At 70.6% G+C, this 21,593-nt stretch carries 22 protein-coding genes and 1 tRNA gene; 8 read left to right on the forward strand and 15 right to left on the reverse strand.

Annotated features, from left to right (window positions below; translation table 11 throughout):
* Window positions 1-6 precede the first annotated feature (6 nt).
* The gene (locus tag QSK39_RS05445; RefSeq protein WP_285476546.1) at window positions 7-585 is read right to left on the reverse strand and encodes a helix-turn-helix transcriptional regulator; all 579 of its coding nucleotides are present in this window, start codon (window positions 583-585) and stop codon (window positions 7-9) included.
* Between the two features lie 149 nt (window positions 586-734).
* On the opposite strand from QSK39_RS05445, the gene QSK39_RS05450 reads away from it, so the two are divergent.
* From QSK39_RS05450 to QSK39_RS05460, 3 genes are read left to right on the forward strand one after another with little or no spacing between them, the layout of a single operon-like run.
* Entirely contained in the window at window positions 735-1,919 is a 1,185-nt protein-coding gene (locus QSK39_RS05450) for a glycoside hydrolase family 3 N-terminal domain-containing protein (RefSeq protein ID WP_285476547.1), read from the forward strand.
* A gap of 46 nt (window positions 1,920-1,965) precedes the next feature.
* Window positions 1,966-2,835 (forward strand): oxidoreductase, encoded by an 870-nt coding sequence (locus tag QSK39_RS05455; RefSeq protein ID WP_285476548.1) that lies wholly within the window; start codon window positions 1,966-1,968, stop codon window positions 2,833-2,835.
* A complete protein-coding gene (locus QSK39_RS05460) occupies window positions 2,835-3,242 on the forward strand; it encodes a hypothetical protein (RefSeq protein ID WP_285476549.1) in 408 nt (135 codons plus the stop codon). The genes QSK39_RS05455 and QSK39_RS05460 overlap by 1 nt, the downstream gene beginning before the upstream one ends.
* On the opposite strand, the gene QSK39_RS05465 is transcribed toward QSK39_RS05460, so the two are convergent.
* A complete protein-coding gene (locus QSK39_RS05465) occupies window positions 3,220-4,524 on the reverse strand; it encodes an MFS transporter (RefSeq protein ID WP_285476550.1) in 1,305 nt (434 codons plus the stop codon). The genes QSK39_RS05460 and QSK39_RS05465 overlap by 23 nt on opposite strands.
* A gap of 110 nt (window positions 4,525-4,634) precedes the next feature.
* Between QSK39_RS05465 and QSK39_RS05470 the strand changes: the two genes are divergently transcribed.
* Complete coding sequence (locus QSK39_RS05470; RefSeq protein ID WP_285476551.1) at window positions 4,635-5,582, forward strand: Lrp/AsnC family transcriptional regulator; 948 nt, start codon at window positions 4,635-4,637, stop codon at window positions 5,580-5,582.
* A gap of 50 nt (window positions 5,583-5,632) precedes the next feature.
* Here QSK39_RS05470 and QSK39_RS05475 read toward each other — a convergent pair whose 3' ends face one another.
* Complete coding sequence (locus QSK39_RS05475) at window positions 5,633-5,881, reverse strand: hypothetical protein (RefSeq protein ID WP_285476552.1); 249 nt, start codon at window positions 5,879-5,881, stop codon at window positions 5,633-5,635.
* Window positions 5,882-6,200: 319 nt separating this feature from the next.
* Here QSK39_RS05475 and QSK39_RS05480 point away from each other — a divergent pair, with 319 nt between their 5' ends.
* From QSK39_RS05480 to QSK39_RS05490, 3 genes are all read left to right on the forward strand, one after another.
* A complete protein-coding gene (locus tag QSK39_RS05480; RefSeq protein ID WP_285476553.1) occupies window positions 6,201-6,377 on the forward strand; it encodes a zf-HC2 domain-containing protein in 177 nt (58 codons plus the stop codon).
* 45 nt (window positions 6,378-6,422) lie between these two features.
* The gene (locus QSK39_RS05485; RefSeq protein WP_285476554.1) at window positions 6,423-7,076 is read left to right on the forward strand and encodes a class I SAM-dependent methyltransferase; all 654 of its coding nucleotides are present in this window, start codon (window positions 6,423-6,425) and stop codon (window positions 7,074-7,076) included.
* Between the two features lie 301 nt (window positions 7,077-7,377).
* Window positions 7,378-8,397: a chitinase gene (locus tag QSK39_RS05490; RefSeq protein ID WP_285477936.1), complete on the forward strand. Its 1,020-nt coding sequence runs from the start codon at window positions 7,378-7,380 to the stop codon at window positions 8,395-8,397.
* Here the strand turns inward: QSK39_RS05490 and QSK39_RS05495 are convergent.
* The 5 genes from QSK39_RS05495 to QSK39_RS05515 all read right to left on the reverse strand — a co-directional run bounded on the left by QSK39_RS05495 (window position 8,388) and on the right by QSK39_RS05515 (window position 13,113).
* Window positions 8,388-9,146, reverse strand: coding sequence for a thioesterase II family protein (locus QSK39_RS05495; RefSeq protein ID WP_285476555.1), 759 nt, complete (start codon window positions 9,144-9,146; stop codon window positions 8,388-8,390). The genes QSK39_RS05490 and QSK39_RS05495 overlap by 10 nt on opposite strands.
* A gap of 54 nt (window positions 9,147-9,200) precedes the next feature.
* Window positions 9,201-10,025 (reverse strand): dioxygenase family protein, encoded by an 825-nt coding sequence (locus QSK39_RS05500; protein ID WP_285476556.1) that lies wholly within the window; start codon window positions 10,023-10,025, stop codon window positions 9,201-9,203.
* A gap of 78 nt (window positions 10,026-10,103) precedes the next feature.
* Complete coding sequence (locus tag QSK39_RS05505) at window positions 10,104-10,922, reverse strand: helix-turn-helix transcriptional regulator (RefSeq protein WP_285476557.1); 819 nt, start codon at window positions 10,920-10,922, stop codon at window positions 10,104-10,106.
* Window positions 10,923-11,136: 214 nt separating this feature from the next.
* Complete coding sequence (locus tag QSK39_RS05510; RefSeq protein WP_285476558.1) at window positions 11,137-12,279, reverse strand: thioester domain-containing protein; 1,143 nt, start codon at window positions 12,277-12,279, stop codon at window positions 11,137-11,139.
* A 213-nt stretch (window positions 12,280-12,492) separates the two neighbouring features.
* Window positions 12,493-13,113 (reverse strand): TetR/AcrR family transcriptional regulator, encoded by a 621-nt coding sequence (locus QSK39_RS05515; RefSeq protein ID WP_285476559.1) that lies wholly within the window; start codon window positions 13,111-13,113, stop codon window positions 12,493-12,495.
* Window positions 13,114-13,172: 59 nt separating this feature from the next.
* On the opposite strand from QSK39_RS05515, the gene QSK39_RS05520 reads away from it, so the two are divergent.
* A complete protein-coding gene (locus tag QSK39_RS05520; protein WP_285476560.1) occupies window positions 13,173-14,384 on the forward strand; it encodes a cytochrome P450 in 1,212 nt (403 codons plus the stop codon).
* 3 nt (window positions 14,385-14,387) lie between these two features.
* On the opposite strand, the gene QSK39_RS05525 is transcribed toward QSK39_RS05520, so the two are convergent.
* From QSK39_RS05525 to nfi, 7 genes are all read right to left on the reverse strand, one after another.
* Complete coding sequence (locus QSK39_RS05525) at window positions 14,388-15,707, reverse strand: SNIPE associated domain-containing protein (protein WP_285476561.1); 1,320 nt, start codon at window positions 15,705-15,707, stop codon at window positions 14,388-14,390.
* A 25-nt stretch (window positions 15,708-15,732) separates the two neighbouring features.
* Complete coding sequence (locus QSK39_RS05530) at window positions 15,733-17,001, reverse strand: hypothetical protein (RefSeq protein ID WP_285476562.1); 1,269 nt, start codon at window positions 16,999-17,001, stop codon at window positions 15,733-15,735.
* Between the two features lie 176 nt (window positions 17,002-17,177).
* Window positions 17,178-17,254 (reverse strand) — tRNA-Leu (locus tag QSK39_RS05535).
* Window positions 17,255-17,278: 24 nt separating this feature from the next.
* Complete coding sequence (locus tag QSK39_RS05540; protein ID WP_285476563.1) at window positions 17,279-18,613, reverse strand: ricin-type beta-trefoil lectin domain protein; 1,335 nt, start codon at window positions 18,611-18,613, stop codon at window positions 17,279-17,281.
* 203 nt (window positions 18,614-18,816) lie between these two features.
* Window positions 18,817-20,151, reverse strand: a complete 1,335-nt coding sequence (locus tag QSK39_RS05545) for an NAD(P)/FAD-dependent oxidoreductase (RefSeq protein WP_285476564.1) — start codon at window positions 20,149-20,151, stop codon at window positions 18,817-18,819.
* 84 nt (window positions 20,152-20,235) lie between these two features.
* On the reverse strand, window positions 20,236-20,919 hold the full coding sequence (locus tag QSK39_RS05550) for a uracil-DNA glycosylase (RefSeq protein ID WP_285476565.1): 684 nt from the start codon (window positions 20,917-20,919) through the stop codon (window positions 20,236-20,238).
* Window positions 20,916-21,575 carry a deoxyribonuclease V gene (nfi, locus tag QSK39_RS05555; RefSeq protein WP_285476566.1) on the reverse strand — a complete coding sequence of 220 codons (660 nt, stop codon included), beginning with the start codon at window positions 21,573-21,575 and terminating at the stop codon, window positions 20,916-20,918. The genes QSK39_RS05550 and nfi overlap by 4 nt, the downstream gene beginning before the upstream one ends.
* Window positions 21,576-21,593: the final 18 nt, after the last annotated feature.

The raw sequence follows: 21,593 nt of genomic DNA on the forward strand, positions 1-21,593 counted from the left end.
GCTTCCTCAGATCACACCGGCCCGCACGGCGTAGGCGACCGCGTGCGGCCGGTTGCGCAGGTTGAGCCGGTTGGTCATGGCGTAGATGACGTTCTTCACGGTCCGCTCCGAGTAGCAGAGCTTGCCCGCGATCTCCGCAGTGTCCCAGCCTTCGGCCATCAGGCGAAGCACATCCACCTCGCGCGGCGTCAGTGCCGCCGGCGAACCCTCGTGGGCCAGGGCCTCGACCTGGTCGCGCAGCGACGTCGTGCGCCCCCGTGCGGCGGCCAGCACGCTGTCGGTGAGCCGGTCGAGCGCGGTCCGCGGCAGCACGGCCGAGACGTGGCAGTCCGCGAGCAGGCTCAGGTGCCCGGGGTCGACGTGCCCGGCGACCAGCACGATCGCAGCGGGCGACTCCGCGGAGGCGGCCCGCAGCGCGGCGATCACCTCGCGGTCGACCTGCCCGACGGCGAACACGAGCACCGCCGCCTCGCCCCGCCGGGCACGCGGCACGACCAGCAGCTCCGGCCGGGTCTTCAGGTGGTTGGTCAACCCCGTGAGCGCGATCGGGTCCGACGCCCACGCCGCCACTCGCACCTGGTCCATCGAGGCCCCTCCCCACTGTCCGTGTTCTGGTGGTGCCAGTCTGCTGAGGTCGCCTTCACGAAATCTCTAACGGACGTGCAGGCCTTCTTCACATCGTGAAGCGGGCCGTCGACTACCGTCGTGGGGCACACCGACGAGTGAAGGGACCGATGAACCACCGACGTCCGGCCGCCTTGGGGGTGGCGCTCTGCATCGCTGTCGTGAGTTCCCTGGTCACGGGCTGTCAATCGGACCCCGTGTCCGGGCTGGCGATCCCCCGGTCGCCGCTTCCGCCGCCGCCGTCTTCAGCACGGACCGCCACCCCGGCCACCCCGGCTCCGACGTCGACTCTGAAGCGGCCCGGTGACTGCGCGTCGCTGGTCACCGGCCTGGACGTCCGCGCCCAGGTCGCGCAGCTGGTCGTCGTGGGGGTGTCCGGCGACAACCCGGGCGCCACGGTGTCGATGGTGCGTGACAACCAGGTCGGCGGGATCTTCATCGGCGGTAACGCAACAGCGTTGTTGAAAGATCGTTCCCTGGACGCCGTGCAGGCCGCGGCCAAGCTGCCGGTGGCCGTGTCGGTCGACGAAGAGGGCGGCCGCGTCCAGCGCATCGACGACCTCGACGGCGAAATCCCGTCGGCCCGCGTGATGGCCGCGACGAAGTCGCCGGCCCAGGTCCGGGCGCTGGCCGCCGACCGCGGCCGCCAGCTGCGCGCCCGCGGCGTGACGGTCGACTTCGCGCCGGACACCGACGTCACCGACGCCCCGGACGACGACGTCATCGGCGACCGCTCCTTCAGCCCCGACCCGAACCGCGTGAAGACGTACGCCGCGGCGTTCGCGGCGGGCCTGCGCGACGGCGGTGTCCAGCCGGTGCTGAAGCACTTCCCCGGCCACGGCCACGGCTCGGGCGACTCGCACAAGGGCACCGTCGTGACGCCGCCGCTCGCGCAGCTGCGGACGCTGGACCTGGTGCCGTACCGGAACCTCGCGGACTACGGCCCGGTTTCGGTGATGGTCGGCCACCTCGACGTGCCCGACCTGACCGGCGGTGTCCCGGCGTCGATCTCGCCGGCCGCGTACCAGCTGCTGCGCACCGAGTTCAAGTTCACCGGCCCGGTCGTGACCGACGACCTCGGCGCGATGAAGGCGATCACGGCGCAGTACTCGCTGCCGGACGCCGTGCTGAAGGCGTTGCAGGCCGGGGCGGACGAGGCGTTGTGGTCGTCCGGGGGCCGCGTCGACGAGGTGCTGAACCGGCTGGTGCAGGCCGTCCAGTCCGGCGAGCTGCCGAAGACGCGCGTGCAGGAGTCGGTGACGCGGGTGCTGCGCGGCAAGGGCGCGTGCGGCTGATCCTCCCTAGACTCCTCGGCGGAACGCCACCTACCTGAGGAGCGGAATGGCAAACCTGGGCGGCACTTTCAGCCTCGGCGGGGAAGTCCCCGTGACCCGGATGGGGTACGGGGCCATGCAGCTGGCCGGCCCCGGTGTCTGGGGACCACCGCGTGACCACGACACCGCGGTCGCCGTGCTGCGCGAAGCCGTCGAAAGCGGCGTCACCCACATCGACACCAGCGACTACTACGGGCCGCACACCGTGAACGCGGTGATCAAGGAGGCCCTGCACCCGTACCCGGAGTCGCTGACGATCGTGACGAAGGTCGGCGCGCGCCGGACGCCCGACAAGGCGTGGCCGCCCGCGTTGTCCGCCGGCGAGCTGACCCAGGCCGTGCACGACAACCTCCGGAACCTCGGCGTCGACGCCATCGACGTGGTGAACCTGCGCCTGGGCAACGCCGCCGGCGACTACCCCGTGCAGATGTCGCTGGCCGAGCCCTTCGGCGTGCTCGCCGAACTGCGGCAGCAGGGCCTGATCAAGCACCTCGGCGTCAGCCACGTCACCGCGGAGCAGCTCGACGAGGCCAAGGCGATCGCGCCCGTCGTCTGCGTGCAGAACCAGTACAACCTGGCGCACCGCGAAAACGACGACCTCGTCGACAAGTGCGCCGCCGACGGCATCGCCTTCGTGCCGTACTTCCCGCTCGGCGGCTTCAGCCCGCTGCAATCGGGCATCCTCGACGACTGCGCCGCCCGGGTCGGCGCGACGCCGCTGCAGGTCGCGCTCGCGTGGCTGCTGCACCGGTCGCCGTCGATGCTGCTCATCCCCGGGACGTCGTCGCTCGAGCACCTGCGCGAGAACCTCGCCGCGGCTTCGCTCGCACTGCCGGCCGACGTCCAGGCCGACCTCGACCGGATCGGAGCCGCCTGATGGCCGAGTGGGGCGATCTGGTCGCTTACATCAGGCAGGAATACCGGGTCGTGCGGGACGACCCCGACGAGATCCGCATCCGGCTGATCTTCGGCGACGAGCCCGACACCGAGCAGCGGGCCCAGATCATGGTGATCGCGCGCGAAGTCCTCGACCAGCAGGAGGACTGGGTCCAGATCGCGACGCCGTTCGCCCGCCACGACGAGGTCGACCTCCTCGACGTGCTGACCGAGGTCGGCAACTCGACGGTCGTCGGCGGGCTCGCGGTGATGGGCGACCACCTCGTGCTGCGCCATTCGCTGCCACTGATCAACCTGGACATCAACGAGTTCATCGACCCGCTCGAGCTGGTGGCGGGGGCGGCCGAGCTGCTGGAGCAGCAGTTCACCGGGCGCGACGACTACTGAGCGGGACGACCGCGACGGCGGCGGCCACGGTCAGCCCGGCGGCGACGCCGAGCGCCGTGGTCGCCGACCCGCTGCTCAGGTAGAGGCCGCCGAGGAGAGCGACTCCCAGCGTGCCGCCGAGCTGCTGAACCGCGTTGAGCAGCCCGGCGGCCGAGCCGGTCTCGTGCGGCCGGACCCGGTGCAGGGCGGCGGTGAAGAACGGGACCGTGAACGTGCCCATCCCGAGGCCGCACACGGCGAGCGCCGGTGGCACCCCGGCGGCCACGCCGAGGATCCCGGCCAGCAGCAAGCCCAGTCCGGCGAACATCACGCGCGCGCCGAACTTCGGCACCAGCCGGGACCCGGCGAACCACGACGACACCGCGAGCCCGGCCGAGAGCGGCAGCAGCGTCAGGCTCGCGGTGCGGACGTCGGCGCCGTCGCCGAGCTGCAGCCGCATCGGGACGAGGAGCATCAGCCCGGTCATCACCGCGAAGTACAGCAGCGACCCGGCGAGCGCGGCCGGGAACCCGCGGTGGGCGAACAGGCTCGGCTCGACCAGCGGCGCGGCCGTGCGGCGCTGCTGGAACCCGAACGCGACGAGCAGCGCGGCCCCGGCCGCGAGCAGCGGCCACGACGTCCCGCCGGGGCTGATGAGCGGGTAGACGAGCAGGCCGGCCCCGGCGACCACGAGCGCGGTGCCGGCCAGGTCGAGCCTCGGACGCGTAGCGGCTTTGTCCTCGCGCAGGAACCGCGCGGCGAGCAGGACCGCCAGGCCGAGCGGGACGTTCACCAGGAACACCGCCCGCCACGACAGCGCCTGCGTCAGCAGGCCGCCGAGCAGCGGCCCGGTGACCGCGGACAGGCCCATCACCGGGCCGATGCTGCCGAGTGCCTTCGCGAGTTCGCCGCCGTCGAAGAGCGCGCGGATGAGGCCGATCGTCTGCGGGATGATCAGCGCCGCCGCCGCGCCCTGCACCGCGCGGGCGCCGATCAGCAGGCCCGCGTCCGGCGCCGCCGCGCAGGCCGTCGACGCGAGCACGAAGGCCGTGACGCCGATCTTGAATGTCCTCGCCCGGCCGAAGATGTCGCCGAGCCGGCCGCCGGTGATCAGGAAGGCCGCGAACGGCAGCGTGTAGGCCGCGCTGAACCACGGGATGTCGGCGGCCGGTCCGGGCAGGCCGTCGTGGATCACCGGGCCGGCGACCTGGACGATCGTGGCGTCGAGCAGGATCATCGCTTCGGCGGTGAGCAGCACGGCCAGTGCGGCCCAGCGGTGCCGGTAGCGGGTCGTGGTCGGCAAGAGGTGCCCCCTTTCGTTCGGCACCGACCTTGACCTGCGCGCCGTCGCGGATTCCACTCATCGCGGTCCTCTGGATGATTTCTTCCACGCCGTGCGCTTTGATGAAAGATATGACCATCCTGGATGACGTCGATCGCGCGCTGATCCACGCGCTGCATCTCGACGGCCGGGCGCCGTTCACGAAGATCGGAGACGTTCTCGGCGTCTCGACGCAGACGGTGGCGCGGCGCTATCGCCGGCTACGCGCCGAAGCCTCGCTTCGCGTCGTCGGTTTGCCGGACCCGCAACGCACCGGGCAGGCGGAGTGGATGGTCCGGCTGACGGCGACCCCGAACACCGCGCGCGACGTCGCGCTCGCGCTGGCGCGGCGCGCCGACACGGCGTGGGTCAAGCTCGTGTCGGGCGGCACCGAGATCTGCGTCAACGTGTCGACGCCGGCCGCGAGCGACCATTCGCTGCTGCTGCGGGACATCCCGCGCTCGGCGAGCATCACGGCGGTGTCGGCGCACCAGCTGCTGCACCGCTACTTCGGCGGCCCGACGGCGTGGCTCGGCCGGGCCCAGGCACTCGACGCGGCGCAGGTCGCGGCGCTGACGCCGGTGTTCTCCGGCGAGGGCAAGCCGCTGACCGGCGACGACGCCGCGCTGATGGCCGCGTTGCAGCGCGACGGCCGGGCGAGCCTGGCCGAGCTGGCGACGGCCACCGGCTGGTCCACCGCGACCGTCGCGCGCCGGCTGGCCGACCTGCAGGCCGGCGGCACGGTGTTCTTCGACCTGGAGGTCGACCCGGCCCCGCTCGGCGCGACGACGCACGCGCTGCTCTGGATGTCGGTCGCCCCGGCCCACCTCGACGAGGTCGCCCACGAGCTGGCCACCCACCCGGAACTGGCGCTGGTGGCGGCGACGACCGGGACGGCCAACCTGGTCGCGCACGCGCTCTGCCCGGACGCGGCGGCGCTGCACCACTACCTGACCCGGCGACTCGGGGCGCTCGAGGCCGTCCACACCCTGGAGACGGCGCCGGTCCTCCGGACGCTCAAGGCGGCCGCGTCCCGCTGAAGCGCCGTTTCCCGGGAAAGCGGGGGATCCGCGCTTTCCCGGGAACGCGATCACCGCGCCTGCGGGATCCGCACGCGCGCGGCCGGGGCCAGCTGCGCGATCCGCTGCAGCCGGGCCCGGCCCAGCCGGTGGAGCATCTCCCCGAGCTCCTCCGGCGCGATGCTGCTTTCGAGGTCGAGTCGCGTCACCTTGACGACGCGGTCGATCTCCGCGGCGGGGAGCCGCCCCACGAACTCCCCCGCCAGCCACACACCGACTTCTTCGACGACGTGGTCCGCCCGGTGGCTTCGTACGGTCATCGTTCTCGCTCTCCTCGCTTCGGATCGCCTTCGCCCAGGTCGAGGCCGGAAAATTCCGGTCTGACGCAGGTCCGACGAGCCCGCCCGCGACCCATGACGCCGAATCGCCGAAATTCGGGGCAGAAAAGCTTTCCGTGTCCGGACCGGTGAGTACCGTGACGAACCCGGTTCACTCACATGGGCTGTTCGCCGCCCCAAGTTGTCGGCCGATCGGGTGGAAAACGGGAGAACAGTGCCGGGAGCGCGTGTGCGTCAGGACTCTGGAGACGTCCGGTAGTGCGGGCGTTCCCGTGCGGGACGCGGAACGGAGACGCGATCCATGGCCCGGTACGACCGGACCGACCTCGGGGCGTACAGCCTGGGGTTGCTCGACGCCGCCGACTCGGCCCGGGTGGAGCGGCACCTTTCGGCGTGCCCGGACTGCCGCCAGGAGGTCCGGGAGTTCGAGGCCGTCCGCTCGATGCTGGACCACCTCGGCCGCCTTGAGTCCACATAGGACTGATCACGGAAACTGTCGGTGCCCGCCGGTAGCCTCCGCGCCGTGACCGACTTCCTGACCACGACCCGCCACTCCTACTCGATCGTCGCCGAGACCTACGCCCGGCGCTCCGCCCCCATCGCCGAGGACGTCCAGGACCGCGCGCTGCTCACGGCGTTCGCCGACCTCGTCCGCGCGGACGGCGGCGGCCCGGTCGCCGACCTCGGCTGCGGCACCGGCCGGGTGACGGCGTTCCTGGCCTCGGCGGGGCTCGACGTCACGGGCATCGACCTGACGCCGGAAATGCTCGCCGTCGCCCGCCGCGACCACCCGGAGCTGCGGTTTTCCGAGGGGTCGCTGCTCGGGCTGGACCTGCCGGACGGCGGCCTCGCGGGCGCGGTGGCGTGGTACTCGATCATCCACACACCGCCGGCCCGGCTGCCGGAGGTGGGCGCGGAGCTGTTCCGGGTGCTGCGCCCGGGAGGCCACCTGCAGCTGGCGTTCCAGGTCGGCGACCAGCGGCAGCACCTGACCGAATGGCACGGCCACGACGGGCTTTCGCTGGACGCCTACCGGCAGCCGGTGGAGCGGGTGTGCGAGCTGGTGACCGACGCCGGGTTCGAAGTCGTGACACAGGTCCTGCGAGACCCGGCGGCGCGAGTGCCGCAGGGGCGGGTGCTGGCCCGGAAGCCCGCCGGAGAGTCCGTGGCCGATTGAGCCCGAAGCCGAAGGATCACGCGAGCGCGGCGGCCCCCAGCCGCGCCGAAACCCGCTCCCCCGGGCGGTTCAACGCGGGAGTCGTTCGCGCAGACCCTGTGCCCGCTTCACCAGCTTCCTTGACTGGACTAGACCAATCTGCTCTAGTGACCGGTGTCACCCTCGTTCCGGCCGGTCGAGCACACCCCCTCCGACACCGGGCGCCCCCGCGTCCGGACTCCGTCGTGGCCGAAGGAGTGAGCAAGTCTTGAGAAGACGTCTTGTCGCGGTCCTGTCAGCATTCGCCGCCGCCGCCGCACTCGTGCTCGGCGTGCCCGCCGCCACCGGTCAGGTCCCGCAGGCCGCGGCCGCCGCCTGCAGCGGGCCGAACTGGGTCGCCGGCCAGTGGTACGACGTGGGCGCGGTCGTCAAGTACACCAACGGCAGCTATTACCGCGCCAAGAACGCCAACCCGGGCTACGACCCCATCATCAGCACCTGGTACTGGGAGCCCTACAGCTGTGACGGCGGGGGCGGCGGCACCACCTGCAACGCGCCCAACTGGGTCGCGGGCCAGTGGTACGACGTCGGCGCCATCGTGAAGTACACCAACGGCGGCTACTACCGCGCCAAGAACGCCAACCCGGGCTACGACCCCATCATCAGCACCTGGTACTGGGAGCCCTACAGCTGCGGCGGCGGCACCGACCCGGGCAACCCGGGCTCGTTCGTCATCAGCGAAGCCCAGTTCAACCAGATCTTCCCCGGCCGCAACGGCTTCTACACCTACAGCGGCCTGACCGCGGCCCTGTCGGCTTACCCCGGCTTCGCCACCACCGGCAGCGACACGGTGAAGAAGCAGGAAGCCGCCGCGTTCCTCGCGAACGTCAACCACGAAACCGGCGGCCTCGTCTACATCGTCGAGCAGAACACGGCCAACTACCCGCACTACTGCGACTGGAGCCAGTCCTACGGCTGCCCGGCCGGCCAGTCGGCGTACTACGGCCGCGGCCCGATCCAGCTCAGCTGGAACTTCAACTACAAGGCCGCGGGTGACGCCCTCGGCATCGATCTGCTCGGCAACCCCTGGCAGGTCGAGCAGAACGCGGCCGTCGCCTGGAAGACCGGCCTCTGGTACTGGAACACCCAGAGCGGCCCCGGCACGATGACCCCGCACAACGCGATCGTCAACGGCCGCGGCTTCGGCGAGACCATCCGCAGCATCAACGGCTCGATCGAGTGCAACGGCGGCAACCCGGCCCAGGTCCAGAGCCGCGTCGACAAGTACCGCCAGATCACGTCCATCCTCGGCGTCGACCCCGGCGCCAACCTCTACTGCTGATCCGACGCGAGCGGCTCACTCGTCCACTGGGTGAGCCGCTCGCCGATCAGCCCGCCCACCTCCTCGAGGTTGTCGTTCAGGTAGAAGTGACCGCCCGGGAACGCCTTCAGCTCGAAGGGCCCGGACGTGTGCTCCCCCCACCGCCGCGCCTCGGCCTCCGTGACCCGCGGGTCGCTGTCGCCGAACAGCGCGAGCACCGGGCACTCCACATCGGGTCCCGGCCGGTGGTGGTAGCTCTCCGCGGCCCGGTAGTCGTTGCGCAGCACCGGTAGCACCACGCGCAGGAGCTCGGGGTGCGCGAGCACCCGGGGGTCGGTCCCGCCGATCCGCCGGACGTCCGCGAGCAGCTCGTCGTCACTCCGCTCGGGGACCGGCCCGCCGGGGAACGACGACGGGGCACGGCGCCCGGACACGACCAAGCCGGCCGGCCCGAGCCGTCGCGCGACCTCGAACGCCAGGCTGGCGCCCATGCTGTGCCCGAAGAACACCACCGGCCCGGAGACCTCGGCGGCCAGCACGTCCGCCAGCCGGTCGGCGAGCACGAACAGGTCGTCCACCAGCGGTTCGGCGTGCCGCTCCTGCCGCCCCGGGTATTGCACGGCCAGCACGTCGACCGCCGGGGCCAGCACGGCCGAAAGCGGGTGGAACGCGCTCGCCGCGCCCCCGGCGTGCGGGAAGCACACGAGCCGCGGCGCGCCGGGCGCGGCCGGGTGGAAGCGCTTGAGCCACCGCGTTCGGGAATCCGTCATGCCCCCGAATCTCCCAGGCCGCCCCGCGCCGGGGCGACGCCTATCGTGCGGAACTCACCCCACCCGCCACAGCGCCGGGACGGCCGGAGGCTCCCAGCCCGGCTGGGCGGTGTGCCCCTGCAGGCAGACATAGCCCTGGCCGCCGTAGGTGACCCGGGCGCCCGCCGCGTAGCTCGTGCCCGCCGCCCAGGTACTGCCCCCGGGCGGGGTCGAGGTCGGCGGCGTGGACGCAGGCGGGGTCGACGTCGGGGTCTGCGGGACGTTCAGCACGAAGTCGAACGCGGCTTCCTTCGCGGTGCCGTTGTCCCGCACGGTCATCAGCAGCCGCGCGTCGAAGATCGTGTCGGTGTTGTTCCGCGGCTCGTTCGGGAAGTAGAGCTGGGTCGTGAGGATCGGCCGGCCGGGCGCCTGGACCTTGACGTGGATGTGCCGGGTGCGGCCGGGGTAGAGGCCGGGCACGATCGTGGAGAGCCGGAACGCGCCCTGTGCGTCGGTGTACTGGTGGCCGCGGAAGGTGTAGCCGGCGCTGTCGTAGGCGCCGTTGACGTCCGCCTGCCAGAAGTCCAGCAGCGCGCGGTTCACCGGCAGGCAGGCGCGCCCGAAGACGTAGCCGGACACCGTCAGGCGCGTGCCTTGGGTGCCGGGAGTGACCAGGTCGGTCCGTTCCGGCGAGTTCGGCTTGAAGTAGGGCCCTTCGGTCTGCTCGATCGTCGGCTCGTCACCGTCGTGGCACGCCGGGGTCAGTTCCGGGGCCTGGCCGCCGGCGACGGTCGTGCGGGCGAGCGCCGGCCCGCCGATCAGGGCGACCGGCGCGGCGACGCCGGCGGCCAGCGCGGCGCGCAGCACCGTCTTGCGGCTGAGCTTGGTGTCCTCGTCCATGCCTGCTCCTCGCGGGGGCGTCGGGAATCCCCTCGAACGTAGGCAGCGCACCGGGTCCGCGACGATGGACTGGCTCGGTCAGTCGTGGTGATTCTCCCCGCCGCGGCGGAAGTCGCCGGGGCTCAGCCCGGTTTCGCGGCGGAAGAACCGGCAGAAGTAGGCCGGGTCGGCGAACCCGACGCGGGTCGCGACCTGGCGCACGGTGAGGTCCGTCCGCAGCAGGAACCGCTGGGCCTCCCGGGTGCGCGCCTCGCGCAGCAACTGCGCGGCGGTGCGGCCGGTCGCGGCCTTCACGGCCTCGGTGAGGTGCCCCGGCGTGACGCCGATGCGCCGGGCGTGCGCGGACACCGACCACAGCCCGAGGTCCGGGCGGCCGGCGAGCCGGGCGAACTCCGCCGCCACCGCTCCGGCGGGCGCGGGCGGCGGCGTCCCCAGCAGCCGTCCGGCGCGCACGACCAGGACGTGCACCAGGGCCCGCAGCACGGACTCTTCGCCGTGGCGGTGTTCCTCTTCGAGGTCGGCGATCACCCGCGTGACGGCCGCGTCGGCGCGCGCGTCCAGCCGGAGCCACGGCTGTTCGCTCAGCCGCCGCAGCAGTTCGCGGTCGGCCGGGTGGTCGAGGAGGAAGTCGTCGGTGAACAGGACGACGTGGCCGGTCAGGCCGCGCACGCCGGCCCACTGGTGCACCTGCCCCGGCGCGATGACGGCGAGCTGCGGCGGCCGCAGCGGCCGGCGCGTCAGGTCGAGGACGTGCGCGCCGGTGCCGCCGGTGATGTGGACGAGCTCGTGGAAGGTGTGCCGGTGCGGGAACTCCGCGCGTGAGAGCGGCCCGATCTCGGCGAACGTGCCGACCGCGAACGGCGGTGCGTGCGGGGCCGGCACCTCCAGCCGGTGCATCGGCAGCTCCCCCGCCCGAGGCCGTTCGCAGGGCGTTCCGGGCGGAACGGTCGTACCGCGCATGGTCTCGTCCCTTCGCCGTCCGGGCGAAAAGTCTAGACCAATGTGCGTGCGGTTCGCCGGGTTTGCCCCGATGGTCGCAATCCGATGGTCGGACGCGAAAACGGGGCCGGTCCACTGTGGACCGGCCCCGTTCCCGGGTGCTTACTGGCGCTTACGCGCGGCTGCGACGCCGGTTCAGCAGCAGCATCAGCGCGCCGCCGCCGAGCAGCAGGCCGCCGACGGTGAACGGAACCGCGGCGTCGACACCGGTGTTGGCGAGGTCGCCGCCACCGCCGTTCGAACCGGCCGGGGTGCTCGGCGCGGTGCTCGGGGCACCGGCCTCGGTCCAGCTGGCGGCCGCGTTCGCGGTCACCTCGGTCTTCTCCGAGTCGGCGACGATCAGCGACTGCGCCGGCTTCTTCGCGTAGTTGTCGGCGACGAACAGGCGGCCGGTGTCCAGCTCGCCGGTGGCCTTGAGGGTGAAGGCGCCCTTGCCCGGCGTGGTGCCCGCCGGGACGTCGACGAACAGCTTGCTGCCGTCCTTGACGTCCGAGCCCTTCAGCTCCTTGCCGTCGGCGTCGGTGATCTTGACGCCCTCGGGCAGCTGGCTGGTCAGCGAGGTGACGTCCCCGCTGGTGGCGACGCTGTACGGGCCGATCTTGCCACCGGCCGTGCCCTCGGTCTTGTCCGCGGCGATGTTCAGCGTCGGCTTCGGCTGCTCGCCGATGCCCTTGTTCTGGTCACCGGTGAAGTACGCGTAGAGCGCGGCGACGTCGGCGTTCGCGTCGGCCGAGTTCTCCTCGGCCAGCGGCTTGGTGGCGTCCAGGTTCACGCCGTCGCTGAAGTGCCACACGGCGGCCTGCGTCGCGGCGATGGCCTCGCGCTCGGAGACGCCGTCGTGGACCTCGACGCCGGCCTTCTTCAGCGCCTTGCCCAGCGCGTCGAGGCCGGTGCCCGGGTAGCCGTTGTGCAGCACCCAGTTGATCTTCGCGCTGTTGGCCTTGAACGGGCCTTCGGCGGGGTACTTGTTCCACGGCCGCTCGACCATGTCGACGTCGGTGCGCAGGCCGACGGTGATCTGCACGCAGTAGAGCTTCAGCGTGCTGCCGTTGGAGAGCTTCATCTCGAACAGTTCGGCGATGTAGTCGCCGCCCTTGCCGAGGTTGAGCCGGTACCCGACCGTGCCACCGTGCTCGTCGACACGGCCGCGAGCGGCACCATCGTCGGCGAGAGCGGCCGGCGAGCTGATCATCACGGCAGCGGCCGCGGCGAGAGCCGCGATCCCGCCACGCACGAGAGTGGACCTGACCTGCATAAATCTCCTATCCGAGCCCGAACCACGACAGAGGGACCGCACGCCCCCGCCGACGGCCACCGATTCGGGTGAGCGATCACCCGGTCAAGCGAGACCGGAGCTTACACGGACCCAACAAGCGCTACGCGCGGTGTCCCCATTAACTCGAATGGGCCGTGGAACCGCATAAAACGGTCGGAAAGAAAGGTGCAAGTTGCGATTAATCCGGGGCCCTCAGGCACCCACTTGGCCTACCGCCGGACGCAGCCCCGACGCCATCTTCCCGATGACGGCGGCGTACTCCGCCTTGAGCCGGGGCTTGTCCACTTCGGACGCCTCGGCCAGTGCCATCCCGGCCGTGCCGAGCATGCCGAACACCAGGCGCGTCGTGGTTTCCAGGGGCTGGTCGTCGATGTCGCCGCCCTCCACCAGGGCCTTGATCAGCTGCTCGACGAGCCCGTAGGCGTACTGCTCCTCGGCCGCCTGCCAGCGCAGCCAGCCGAGGGCGAGCGGCGCCTCCTGCCAGACGAGCTTGCCGTACACCGGGTCGCAGCAGCGGTCGAGGAACACGTCGAGCGCCGCGAAAGCCGCCGACCACGGGTCGGCCGCCCGGGCCGCCGCCGTCGCCGACAGTTCCATCGCCTCGGTCTCGAGCTGGGCGAAAACCGCCTCGAACAATGCCGTCTTGTTCGCGAAGTGGTGGTAGATCGCGCCGCGCGTGGCCTGGATGTCGGCGGCGATGTCCTCCAGCGCCGCGCCGGTGAAGCCGTGCTCGGCGAACCGGCGGGTCGCCGCCGTCAGCAGGGCGGCCCGGGTGGCCTCGGAGTACTGCTCCCGCCGGCTCTTGGTCGACATGCGCAAAGCATAGGACATACACTGTGCATGTCACCGACACAGTGCATGTGGGGGTTGCCATGACCGACGTCAACGAGCTCCTGTTCAACCCGTTCGCGCCCGGCTTCTTCGAGAACCCGTACGAGCAGTACAAGATGCTGCGTGACGAGGACCCGGTGCAGGAGCACCCGCTGGGGTTCTGGTTCGTCTCGCGCTACGAAGACGTCTCGACGCTGCTTAAGGCCGGGCTCTCGGTGGAGGTCGGGAACCTGGCCGAGTCGCCGTTCGAGTACTTCGCCGCGGACGAGGACCCGGGCGCGCTGAACCTCTCGATGCTCGACCGCGACCCGCCCGACCACACGCGGCTGCGTTCGCTGGTCACGAAGGTCTTCACCCGCCGCGCGATCGCGGCTCTGGAGCCAAAGATCGTCGGCCTCGTGGACGCGTCCCTGGACCGCATGGCCGAGAAGGGCGACTCGGACCTGGTCGAGGAGCTGGCGTTCCCGCTCCCGTTCGCGGTGATCTCCGAGATGCTCGGCATGCCGCCGACCGACCACTCGCGGATCCGCGAGCTGAGCGGAACCCTGGTGCGCTCGCTGGAGATCGTCGCCGACGAGGAGACGGCCCGCGCGATCATGGCGGCCGACGCCGAGCTGAGCGCGATCACCCGCGAGGTGATCGCGTGGAAGCGCGACCACCCGGCGGACGACCTGCTCACGGCCCTGATCCAAGCCGAGCACGACGGCCAGGTCCTCGACGGCGACGAGCTGGTCGCCCAGGTGGTCCTGCTGTACGTCGCCGGCCACGAGACGACGGTCAACCTGATCGCGAACGGCGTCAACGCGCTGCTGCGCGCCCCCGCGCAACTGGCCTTGCTGCGAGCCCAGCCGGATCTCGCGGCGAACGCGGTGGAGGAGTTCTTGCGCTACGACTCCCCGGTCCAGCAGACCCGTCGCGTCACGACGTCCCCGTACGAGGTGGCGGGGCGCATCATCCCGCCGGGAACATTCGTGCTGGCGTGCTTGGGATCAGCGAACCGCGACGAGCGTTTCTTCGGCCCGGACGCTGCCGAGCTGCGCCTGGACCGCCCGAACGCCCGCAACCAGGTGTCGTTCGGCGCGGGCCCCCACCATTGTCTGGGGGCGGCACTGGCCCGCCTCGAAGGCCAGGTAGCCGTCAGCCGGCTGGTGCAGCGGTTCCCGGAGCTGGGTTTCGCGGGCGAGCTGGAGTGGAACGGCCGGATCAACCTGCGCGGACCGGCGAAGTTCCCGGTCACGGTGAACGCCGGCTGACCTTCAGCCCGCTGTCGGCGCCGCGGTGACCTGGTCCGGCGCGGGCCACCCCGACCGGCTTTGGAAGTACTGGGAAGCTTCGGGGCTGTCGTTGAACTCGAGGATGGTCCCGAGCTTCTCCGCCAGGACGGCGCGGACCTCCTGCGGCGTGATGAAGAAGAATTCACGCCGCAGGTTCACCCGGTTCAGCCGTCGGTCGGCGAAGATGTCGTGCAGCTCGTTCTCGAGAGCCACCGCGTCCTCCGAGAAGTGCAGGAGGTGGGTGTCGAAGGGGAACGGCACCGAAGCGTCGCCGAGTTCGAGGATGCGGTCCCTCGGTTCGAGCCGCCGGGTCATCCCGATCTTGACCACCTTGTCACCGAATGCACCGATGTTGCTGATGACGTACACGTACCCCGCGCGGATGTTCGCGATCCGGTAGTCGTTCTGAGCGATCGCACGGTCGATCGCCGACAGCCGGTCTCGAAGGTCTCCGGCTTCCTCGTCTTTGCCCTGTTCCGCGAGTTTCGCCAGGGCGTTGGCGTAGTGATCACGTTCCTTCTCGAGCCGATCGCGTTCGGCCTGCAACTCCGCTTCGGCTCGTTTCTCCTCGCGCAGACGCTCGCGTTCGGCCCTCGCCGCTTCTCGTTCCTCCTGCACTTTGAACTGGTAATCACCAGTCAGCTCGATCTCACGCAGACGGAGGTCGTGGTACTCGGGCGAGACTCGCATCTCCATCATCTTGCCGAGCTTCGCGATCGCCTCGACCGATCTGTCGAGACGCTGTTTCGCCGAAGCGACGGTTCCGGCGCGCACCGATCGGACACAGTTGTCGGCCTCGGCGTTGTACGTGCGGAGCATCAGCTTCGAGAAATCCGCGGTCATCTTCCGCCCTTGGGCCAACGAGTTGTTGTAGGCGAATCGTTCGGCCGCGAGGATGGCGTTGCCATCCTTCACGAAGTCCCTGACGTCCTGACGGATCGAGGCAAGGGCTTCCTTGTACTGGAGGGCGCTCTCGAGGGGGTGGTGGTACTCGTAGATCCCGACCTGCTGCAGCAGAACTGCGTCATCGAGCTCGACCAGCTCGCTCCGCGCCCGCGCTATTCGCTGACGGAGTTCCTGCAACTCCTGCTGAGCCGATGCTCGGAGCGCCTCATCCTCGGAAAGGCCTGCCGGTGCCGCGCGCTCTTCAGTGACCGCCGCCGCCGGTTCGTCGAGCACCCAGAACTGCCAGCCGAAGGGGGCGGGCGGCCACGCCGGAGGAGGCTGCCAACCTTGCGGCGGCACCCACCCCGGTTCGGGCAACGGCCATCCCGGCGGCGGAGCGAATCGCAAGCCGTTCACCGGAAACTCCTCCTGGTGACGGCGATCATCCGCGAACGCCCTTCTTGTCGTCGATCGGCGTCATGCGGTGCGGCGCCTTCGACACCACGGCACGAAGATGCTTCAACGTCTCCGACGGAGTGATCCTGGCGAGGTCGATCTCCGCGAAGTCCTCGCGGCTGACCGCCAACGCGATGAGCCGGACGAACACGTCCTTGCCGACCGCCGGGTCGACGTGGTTGACCCCGCCGACCAGGGAGATGCTGTCGATGTGGCCGGCTCGGTCCGACTCCCACACCTCGTGCACGGTCCGCAGTGTCATGTTGTTGACCAGCTCGGCGTACCGGACACTGGTATCCCGCTGCGGCAGCTTGGTTTCCGCGATCTCGTCGCCGGCGCGCACGTAACGGAAGGCCTTGGTCGCCGGGATGACGTCGGGCGGAGGGAACACCAGCGTGATGGACAGCTCCCGGAGCTCGGCGTCGTAGGAGAAGTCGACGTCGCTGTGGGCGGCGATCACCTCCGGGTAGATGGAGTTGCCGAAGACGATGCCGATGTATTCGTCGACCGCCTCGGACTCCCCGGCGGCAAGGTGCGCGATCAGGTCGTCGAGCCGCTGGTTCTCTTCGTCCACGACTCGCTGGCGTTCGTCACACTCGGCGTCATACTGCTTTCGGTCACCGGCCAGCTTTCGCAGCCGTTCACCCTCCGCCGCTTGGTGCTGCGCGGCGGCGAACTGCTGCTGCTGGGCAATCTGCGACGCGACGGTGCGCCAAGCCGCGTGAGCTTGCTGGAACTGGGTTTGGGCCGCGGCCACCGCCGCGGCGTGCTTCTTCTTGGCGAAGACGGCCGAGAAGCCTTCCGGAGCCGCCGGCGGCCGGAAAAAGGGCTCCGGAGGGACGACAATCGGTGGCGGCGGCGGTGTCGGGGCGAGGTGCGCGGACTGGAACGGCGGATGCTGGGCCACGCGGCGGAGCTTTTCCAAGTCGACATAGTCGTCGACGGCCAAAGTCGACTCGAGCACGGTGTCGATCGCGGCGAGCTCTTCGCGCAGGTCGGCGTTGAGCGATTCCACCTTGGTTTGCTGGGCCTCGACGTGAAGCCGTTTCGCTTCCCGCTCCGCCTGCGCCGCCGCTTGCGCGGAGGCACGCGTCATGCGTTCGCGCGCCACCGCGGCAGCGGCTTGGGCACGGTGCATTTCCCGCTCGAGGCGCACCCGTTCGCGCTCCGCCGCGGCGGCCTGCCGTGCCCGCTCTTTCTGTGCCTTCGCCGCTTGGTACTGCATCTCGGCGAAGAACCCGCGCCGACGCCCCATCGATATGCCTCCGACCTCAGCGATCCCAGTTCTGTAGATATCGCTGTGCCGGACTGGATGTTTCACACCCGGGCGATCATCCGGACAATCGGAAACCCAACCGTGATCGTTGGTTTTCCACCGAAGCCGAGTCCAGTTTGTCGCACCTCGAGGCGTGCGCGGCCGACCAAGGTGAGTGGTGCCCCCGACGGGGTTCGAACCCGCACTTTGTCGATTTTAAGTCGACTGCCTCTGCCAGTTGGGCTACGGGGGCACCGCACACTCTAGGTGATGGCCGTCAGTGCAGCGTCCACGACTGGTTCGCCGCTCCCGTGCACGTCCAGATCTGCAACGGCGTTCCGTCCGCTGAGCTCGGGCCTGTCGCGTCCAGGCACTTGCCCGAGGCCGGGTTCACCAGCTGGGTGCCCGAGGCCGTCCACTGCTGGGCTCCTGTCCCGTTGCAGTCGTACAGCTGGACCTTCGACCCGTTCGCCGTTCCCGCCGCGTTGACGTCCAGGCACTTGCCCAACGCCCGCAACGTGCCCGCGGTCGACGTCCACTGCTGGGCGTTCGTTCCGTTGCACGTGTACAGGTCGACCACCGTTCCGTTGGCCGACGACGCGCCCGCCACGTCCACGCACTTGCCGCCGTAGCCGGTGATCGTGCCACCGCCGGCGGGCGGTGGGGTCGTCGTGCCGCCGCCCGTGATCGCGTTGAAGATGCGCGAGTACGCGTAGCCCGTCGCGCGGTCGTAGTCCTGGAGCTCCCAGAACGACAGCTCCGCGACGCCGTTCTGGGCCGCGAACGTCTCCAGTTGCTGGGCGTCCGACTGGCTGAACTGCGCGCCGTCGTCGTTGCGGCCCGCGATCGGTGTCAAGCCCATCATCGCGTACGCCGCCGACGTCGAAATCCCGTACAGGCTCGCCAGCTGGGACGCCGATGCCCGGGCCGCCGAGAGGGCGTCACCCAGGACCGGCTGGCCGTCGTAGAAGTCCATCACCATCAGGTTGACCACGCTGACCTTGACGCCCTTGTTCTTCGCGTCGCGCAGGAGGTCGAGCTCGTTGCCCGGGATGCCCGTCGGGTCGACCGCCAGCGTGTAGTCGACCTGGACCGCGCCGTTCTGCTGCTGCAGCGCGGCCAGCGCCGAGTTGCGGCGCTGGTTCGACGCGGTGTCGTTCAGGACGCCGCCCTCGATGTCGAAGTCCAGGCGCGGGGTGCCGTACGTGTTGACGACGTTCGCGTACGCCGACGTCAGGCTCGCGGTGTTCGTGCAGGTCTGGGCCAGCTCACCGCCTTCCGCGCCGCCGAACGACGGGATCACGTTGCCGCCGGCCGCCTGCAGGGCGCTGATCTGCGACTTGAACGAGCCGACGCCGGTGCCGTTCGCCTCCCACACCGGCGTGCAGCCGGACTGCGGGGTCAGGAACGCCAGCGTGAAGAACTTCGTACCGGTCGCGTTCATGTCGGCGGCCATCTGACCGGCGTCGCCGTCGCTGATCTGCAGGTACGGCGCCGCGTAGTGGGCGGGGAAGGCGCCACCGGCCGCCTCGGCGGTGGACGGGGTCAGAGCGAGCGCGGCGACGACCGGCAAGGCCGCGACGAGTGCCGCTTTGGTACGGGAAAAGGGCATGGCAGAGCTCCAAGGGGGACCGTGGGGAGAGGAGCCGGAGCGGACTTATTCCGCGTTGTGAAGAAAGGGTTTACCCGCTCAGCGGCCCAGTTGTCCAGACCATGTCGCTCACCGGCACACAGCCGGATTTTCCCTGCCAAAACGGCGAAAAACACCAAAAAGGCCTCCCGCACGAGTGCGGGAGGCCTTCGGGAAACCGACAGTCAGGACTTCGAGACGCGCGCGAACTCGTCCTTCGGGTTGTTGATCTGCCCGAGCGAGATCACCTCACGCCGGAACAGGCCGCCGAGGATCCAGTCGAACAGGATGCGGATCTTGCGGTTCCACGTCGGCATCGCCTTGAGGTGGTACGCGCGGTGGAAGAGCCACGCCGGGAAGCCCTTGATCTTCAGGTTCAGCGCGTCCGCCACGCCCTTGTGCAGGCCGAGGCTCGCCACCGCGCCGAGGTTCTTGTGGAAGTAGTCCTTCGGCTTGCCGCCGCGGATCACCTTGATGATGTTCTTCGCCAGCAGCGTCGCCTGGCGGACCGCGTGCTGCGCGTTCGGCGGGCACGTCGCCGTCGGGTCCTCTTCGGTGCGCGAGAGGTCCGGGATCGCCGCGTTGTCGCCCGCGGTCCACACGTCCGGGTGACCGACGACCTGCATGGCGGCCGTTGCCTCGAGGCGGCCGCGCTTGTCGAGCGGGAGGTCCGAGTTCGCCAGCACCGGGTTGGCCTTCACGCCGGCCGTCCAGATGAGCGTGTCGGTGTCGAACTCCGTGCCGTCCGAGAGCACGACGTGGCCGTTCTCGAACGACTTCGCCGCCGTCGACAGGTACACCTCGATGCCGCGCTTCTCCAGCTGCTCGACCGTGTACACGCCCAGGGTCTCGCGGACCTCGGGCAGGATGCGCCCGGCGGCCTCGACGAGCACCCAGCGGACGTCGGCCTGCTGGATGTTCGGGTAGTAGTTCTCGACCGCGAACCGGGTCATGTCCTCGAGCTCGGCCAGCGCCTCGATGCCGGCGAACCCGCCGCCGACGACGGTGAACGTCAGCAGGCGCTTGCGCAGCTCGGGGTCCAGCGTGCTGGCGGCCTCGTCGAGCTTGGTCATGATGTGGTTGCGGAGGTAGATCGCCTCGCCGATGGTCTTGAAGGCGATGCCCTGCTCGACCAGGCCCGGGATCGGCAGGATCCGGGCGACGGCGCCGAGCGCGACGACCAGGATGTCGTAGCCGAGCTGCTCGATGTGGCCGTCGGCCGCCTCGACCGTGACGGACTTCTTCTCGTTCTCGATCTTGGTGACGCGCGCGGTCAGCACGTGGCAGCGCTTGAGCACGCGGCGCAGCGGCACGACCACGTGCCGGGGCTCGATCGCGCCGGCCGCGGCCTCCGGGAGGAACGGCGCGTAGGTCATGTGGGGCTGCGGGTCAACGACGGTCACGGAGGCCTCGTTGGCCCGGAGCATCTTCTGGAGGCCGTACGCCGTGTAGAGCCCGACGTACCCACCACCGAGGACGAGGATCCGAGTCGGTTCCGACTTCGACTTCGCAGCAGCCATGTCCTCATGGTGACACCTTCGCGGGCGCCTCGCTCGGGGACCCCATCCGGCTGTGACCAGCGTCGCTGCGGTTTCCGTAACGATTCAGTCCGGCCCTGTCACCGAGGCCGCGGCGCGGAACACGCCGGCCACCATGGCGTGGGTCACGAGCCGGGTCTGGACATTCCGCGGCGACACGTGATAACAGCCGAAAAGACGCAGGTCGTCCAGTTCCACGACCGATCCGTGCGCGAAGGCCGGACGCGGCCGCGGCACCGGCCAGCCGGCGTCGGCGAGCACGGGCAGTAACGCCTGCCACCCGAACGCGCCGAGCACGACGATCGCGCGCAGTGTCGGACGTAACAGCGCCAGTTCCTCCGCGAGCCACGGACGGCACGTGTCGCGCTCCGCCGGCGTCGGCTTGTTGTCCGGCGGGGCACAGCGCACCGGCGAGACGAGCCGCGTGCGGTACAGCTCCAGGCCGTCGCCCAGGCGTTCCGACGTCGGCTGCGACGCGAGCCCCACCTCGTGCAGCACCCGGAAGAGGAAGTCACCCGAAGGGTCGCCGGTGAACATCCGGCCGGTGCGGTTCGCTCCATGCGCCGAGGGCGCGAGCCCGACCACGGCGATCGACGCGTCCGGCGGCCCGAAGCCCGGCACCGGCCGAGCCCAGTACTCCTCGCCGCGGAACGCCGCCTTGGTGCCCGCGACGCCTTCGCGCCAGGTCACCAGCCGCGGGCAGGCGCGGCACCCGGCCACGGCGGCGTCCAGCTCGGCCAGTGACCTCATCCCAGCGCCACCCGGGACAGCCGGTCGGCCCGCCGCGTCGTCTCGGGCAGCCGGTAGCGCGGGCTCAGCGCCAGGGTCAGCCGGCAGGCGTGCGCCAGGTCGATCCGGTGCCCAGCCGAGACGTACACCGGCTTGACGCCGTCCTGGGTCCGCAGCACCGCGCCGACCTCCTCCCCGGCGTCCACCAGCGGCTCCGACGAGCCCCGAGCCGCCGCCGGCGAAGTGTGCGTGCCGACGAACCGCGTCTTGCCGACGCCGAAGGCGGGCAGCCCGGTCAGCACGCCGAGGTGGCACGCGAGGCCGAAGCGCCGCGGGTGGGCGAGGCCGTGGCCGTCGCAGACCAGGACGTCCGGCTCGTGGTCCAGCTGTTCGAGCGCCGCCAGCAGCGGCGGCAGCTCGCGGAAGGCGAACAGGCCCGGCTCGTACGGGAAGACGGCCCGCGCGCGGTGCGTCCGCTCCTCCACGACGGTCAGCCCGGCCGTCTCGAGGGTGACGACGGCCGCGGCGATCACGCCGGTGTCGTCGTAGGCGACGTCGAGACCGGTCACCGTCGGCGGCAGCTCCGGGAGGTCGTCGGTGCGGTCGACCTGGTCGCGCAGCCGTTCCTGCACGGCGAGCGCGTCCTCGACAGTCGTCGGCCAGTCCCCGGTGTGCACCAAGTCACCCTGCCACAA

The organism is Amycolatopsis sp. NBRC 101858 (genome assembly GCF_030269325.1).
In the GTDB taxonomy this organism is placed as follows: domain Bacteria; phylum Actinomycetota; class Actinomycetes; order Mycobacteriales; family Pseudonocardiaceae; genus Amycolatopsis; species Amycolatopsis ponsaeliensis.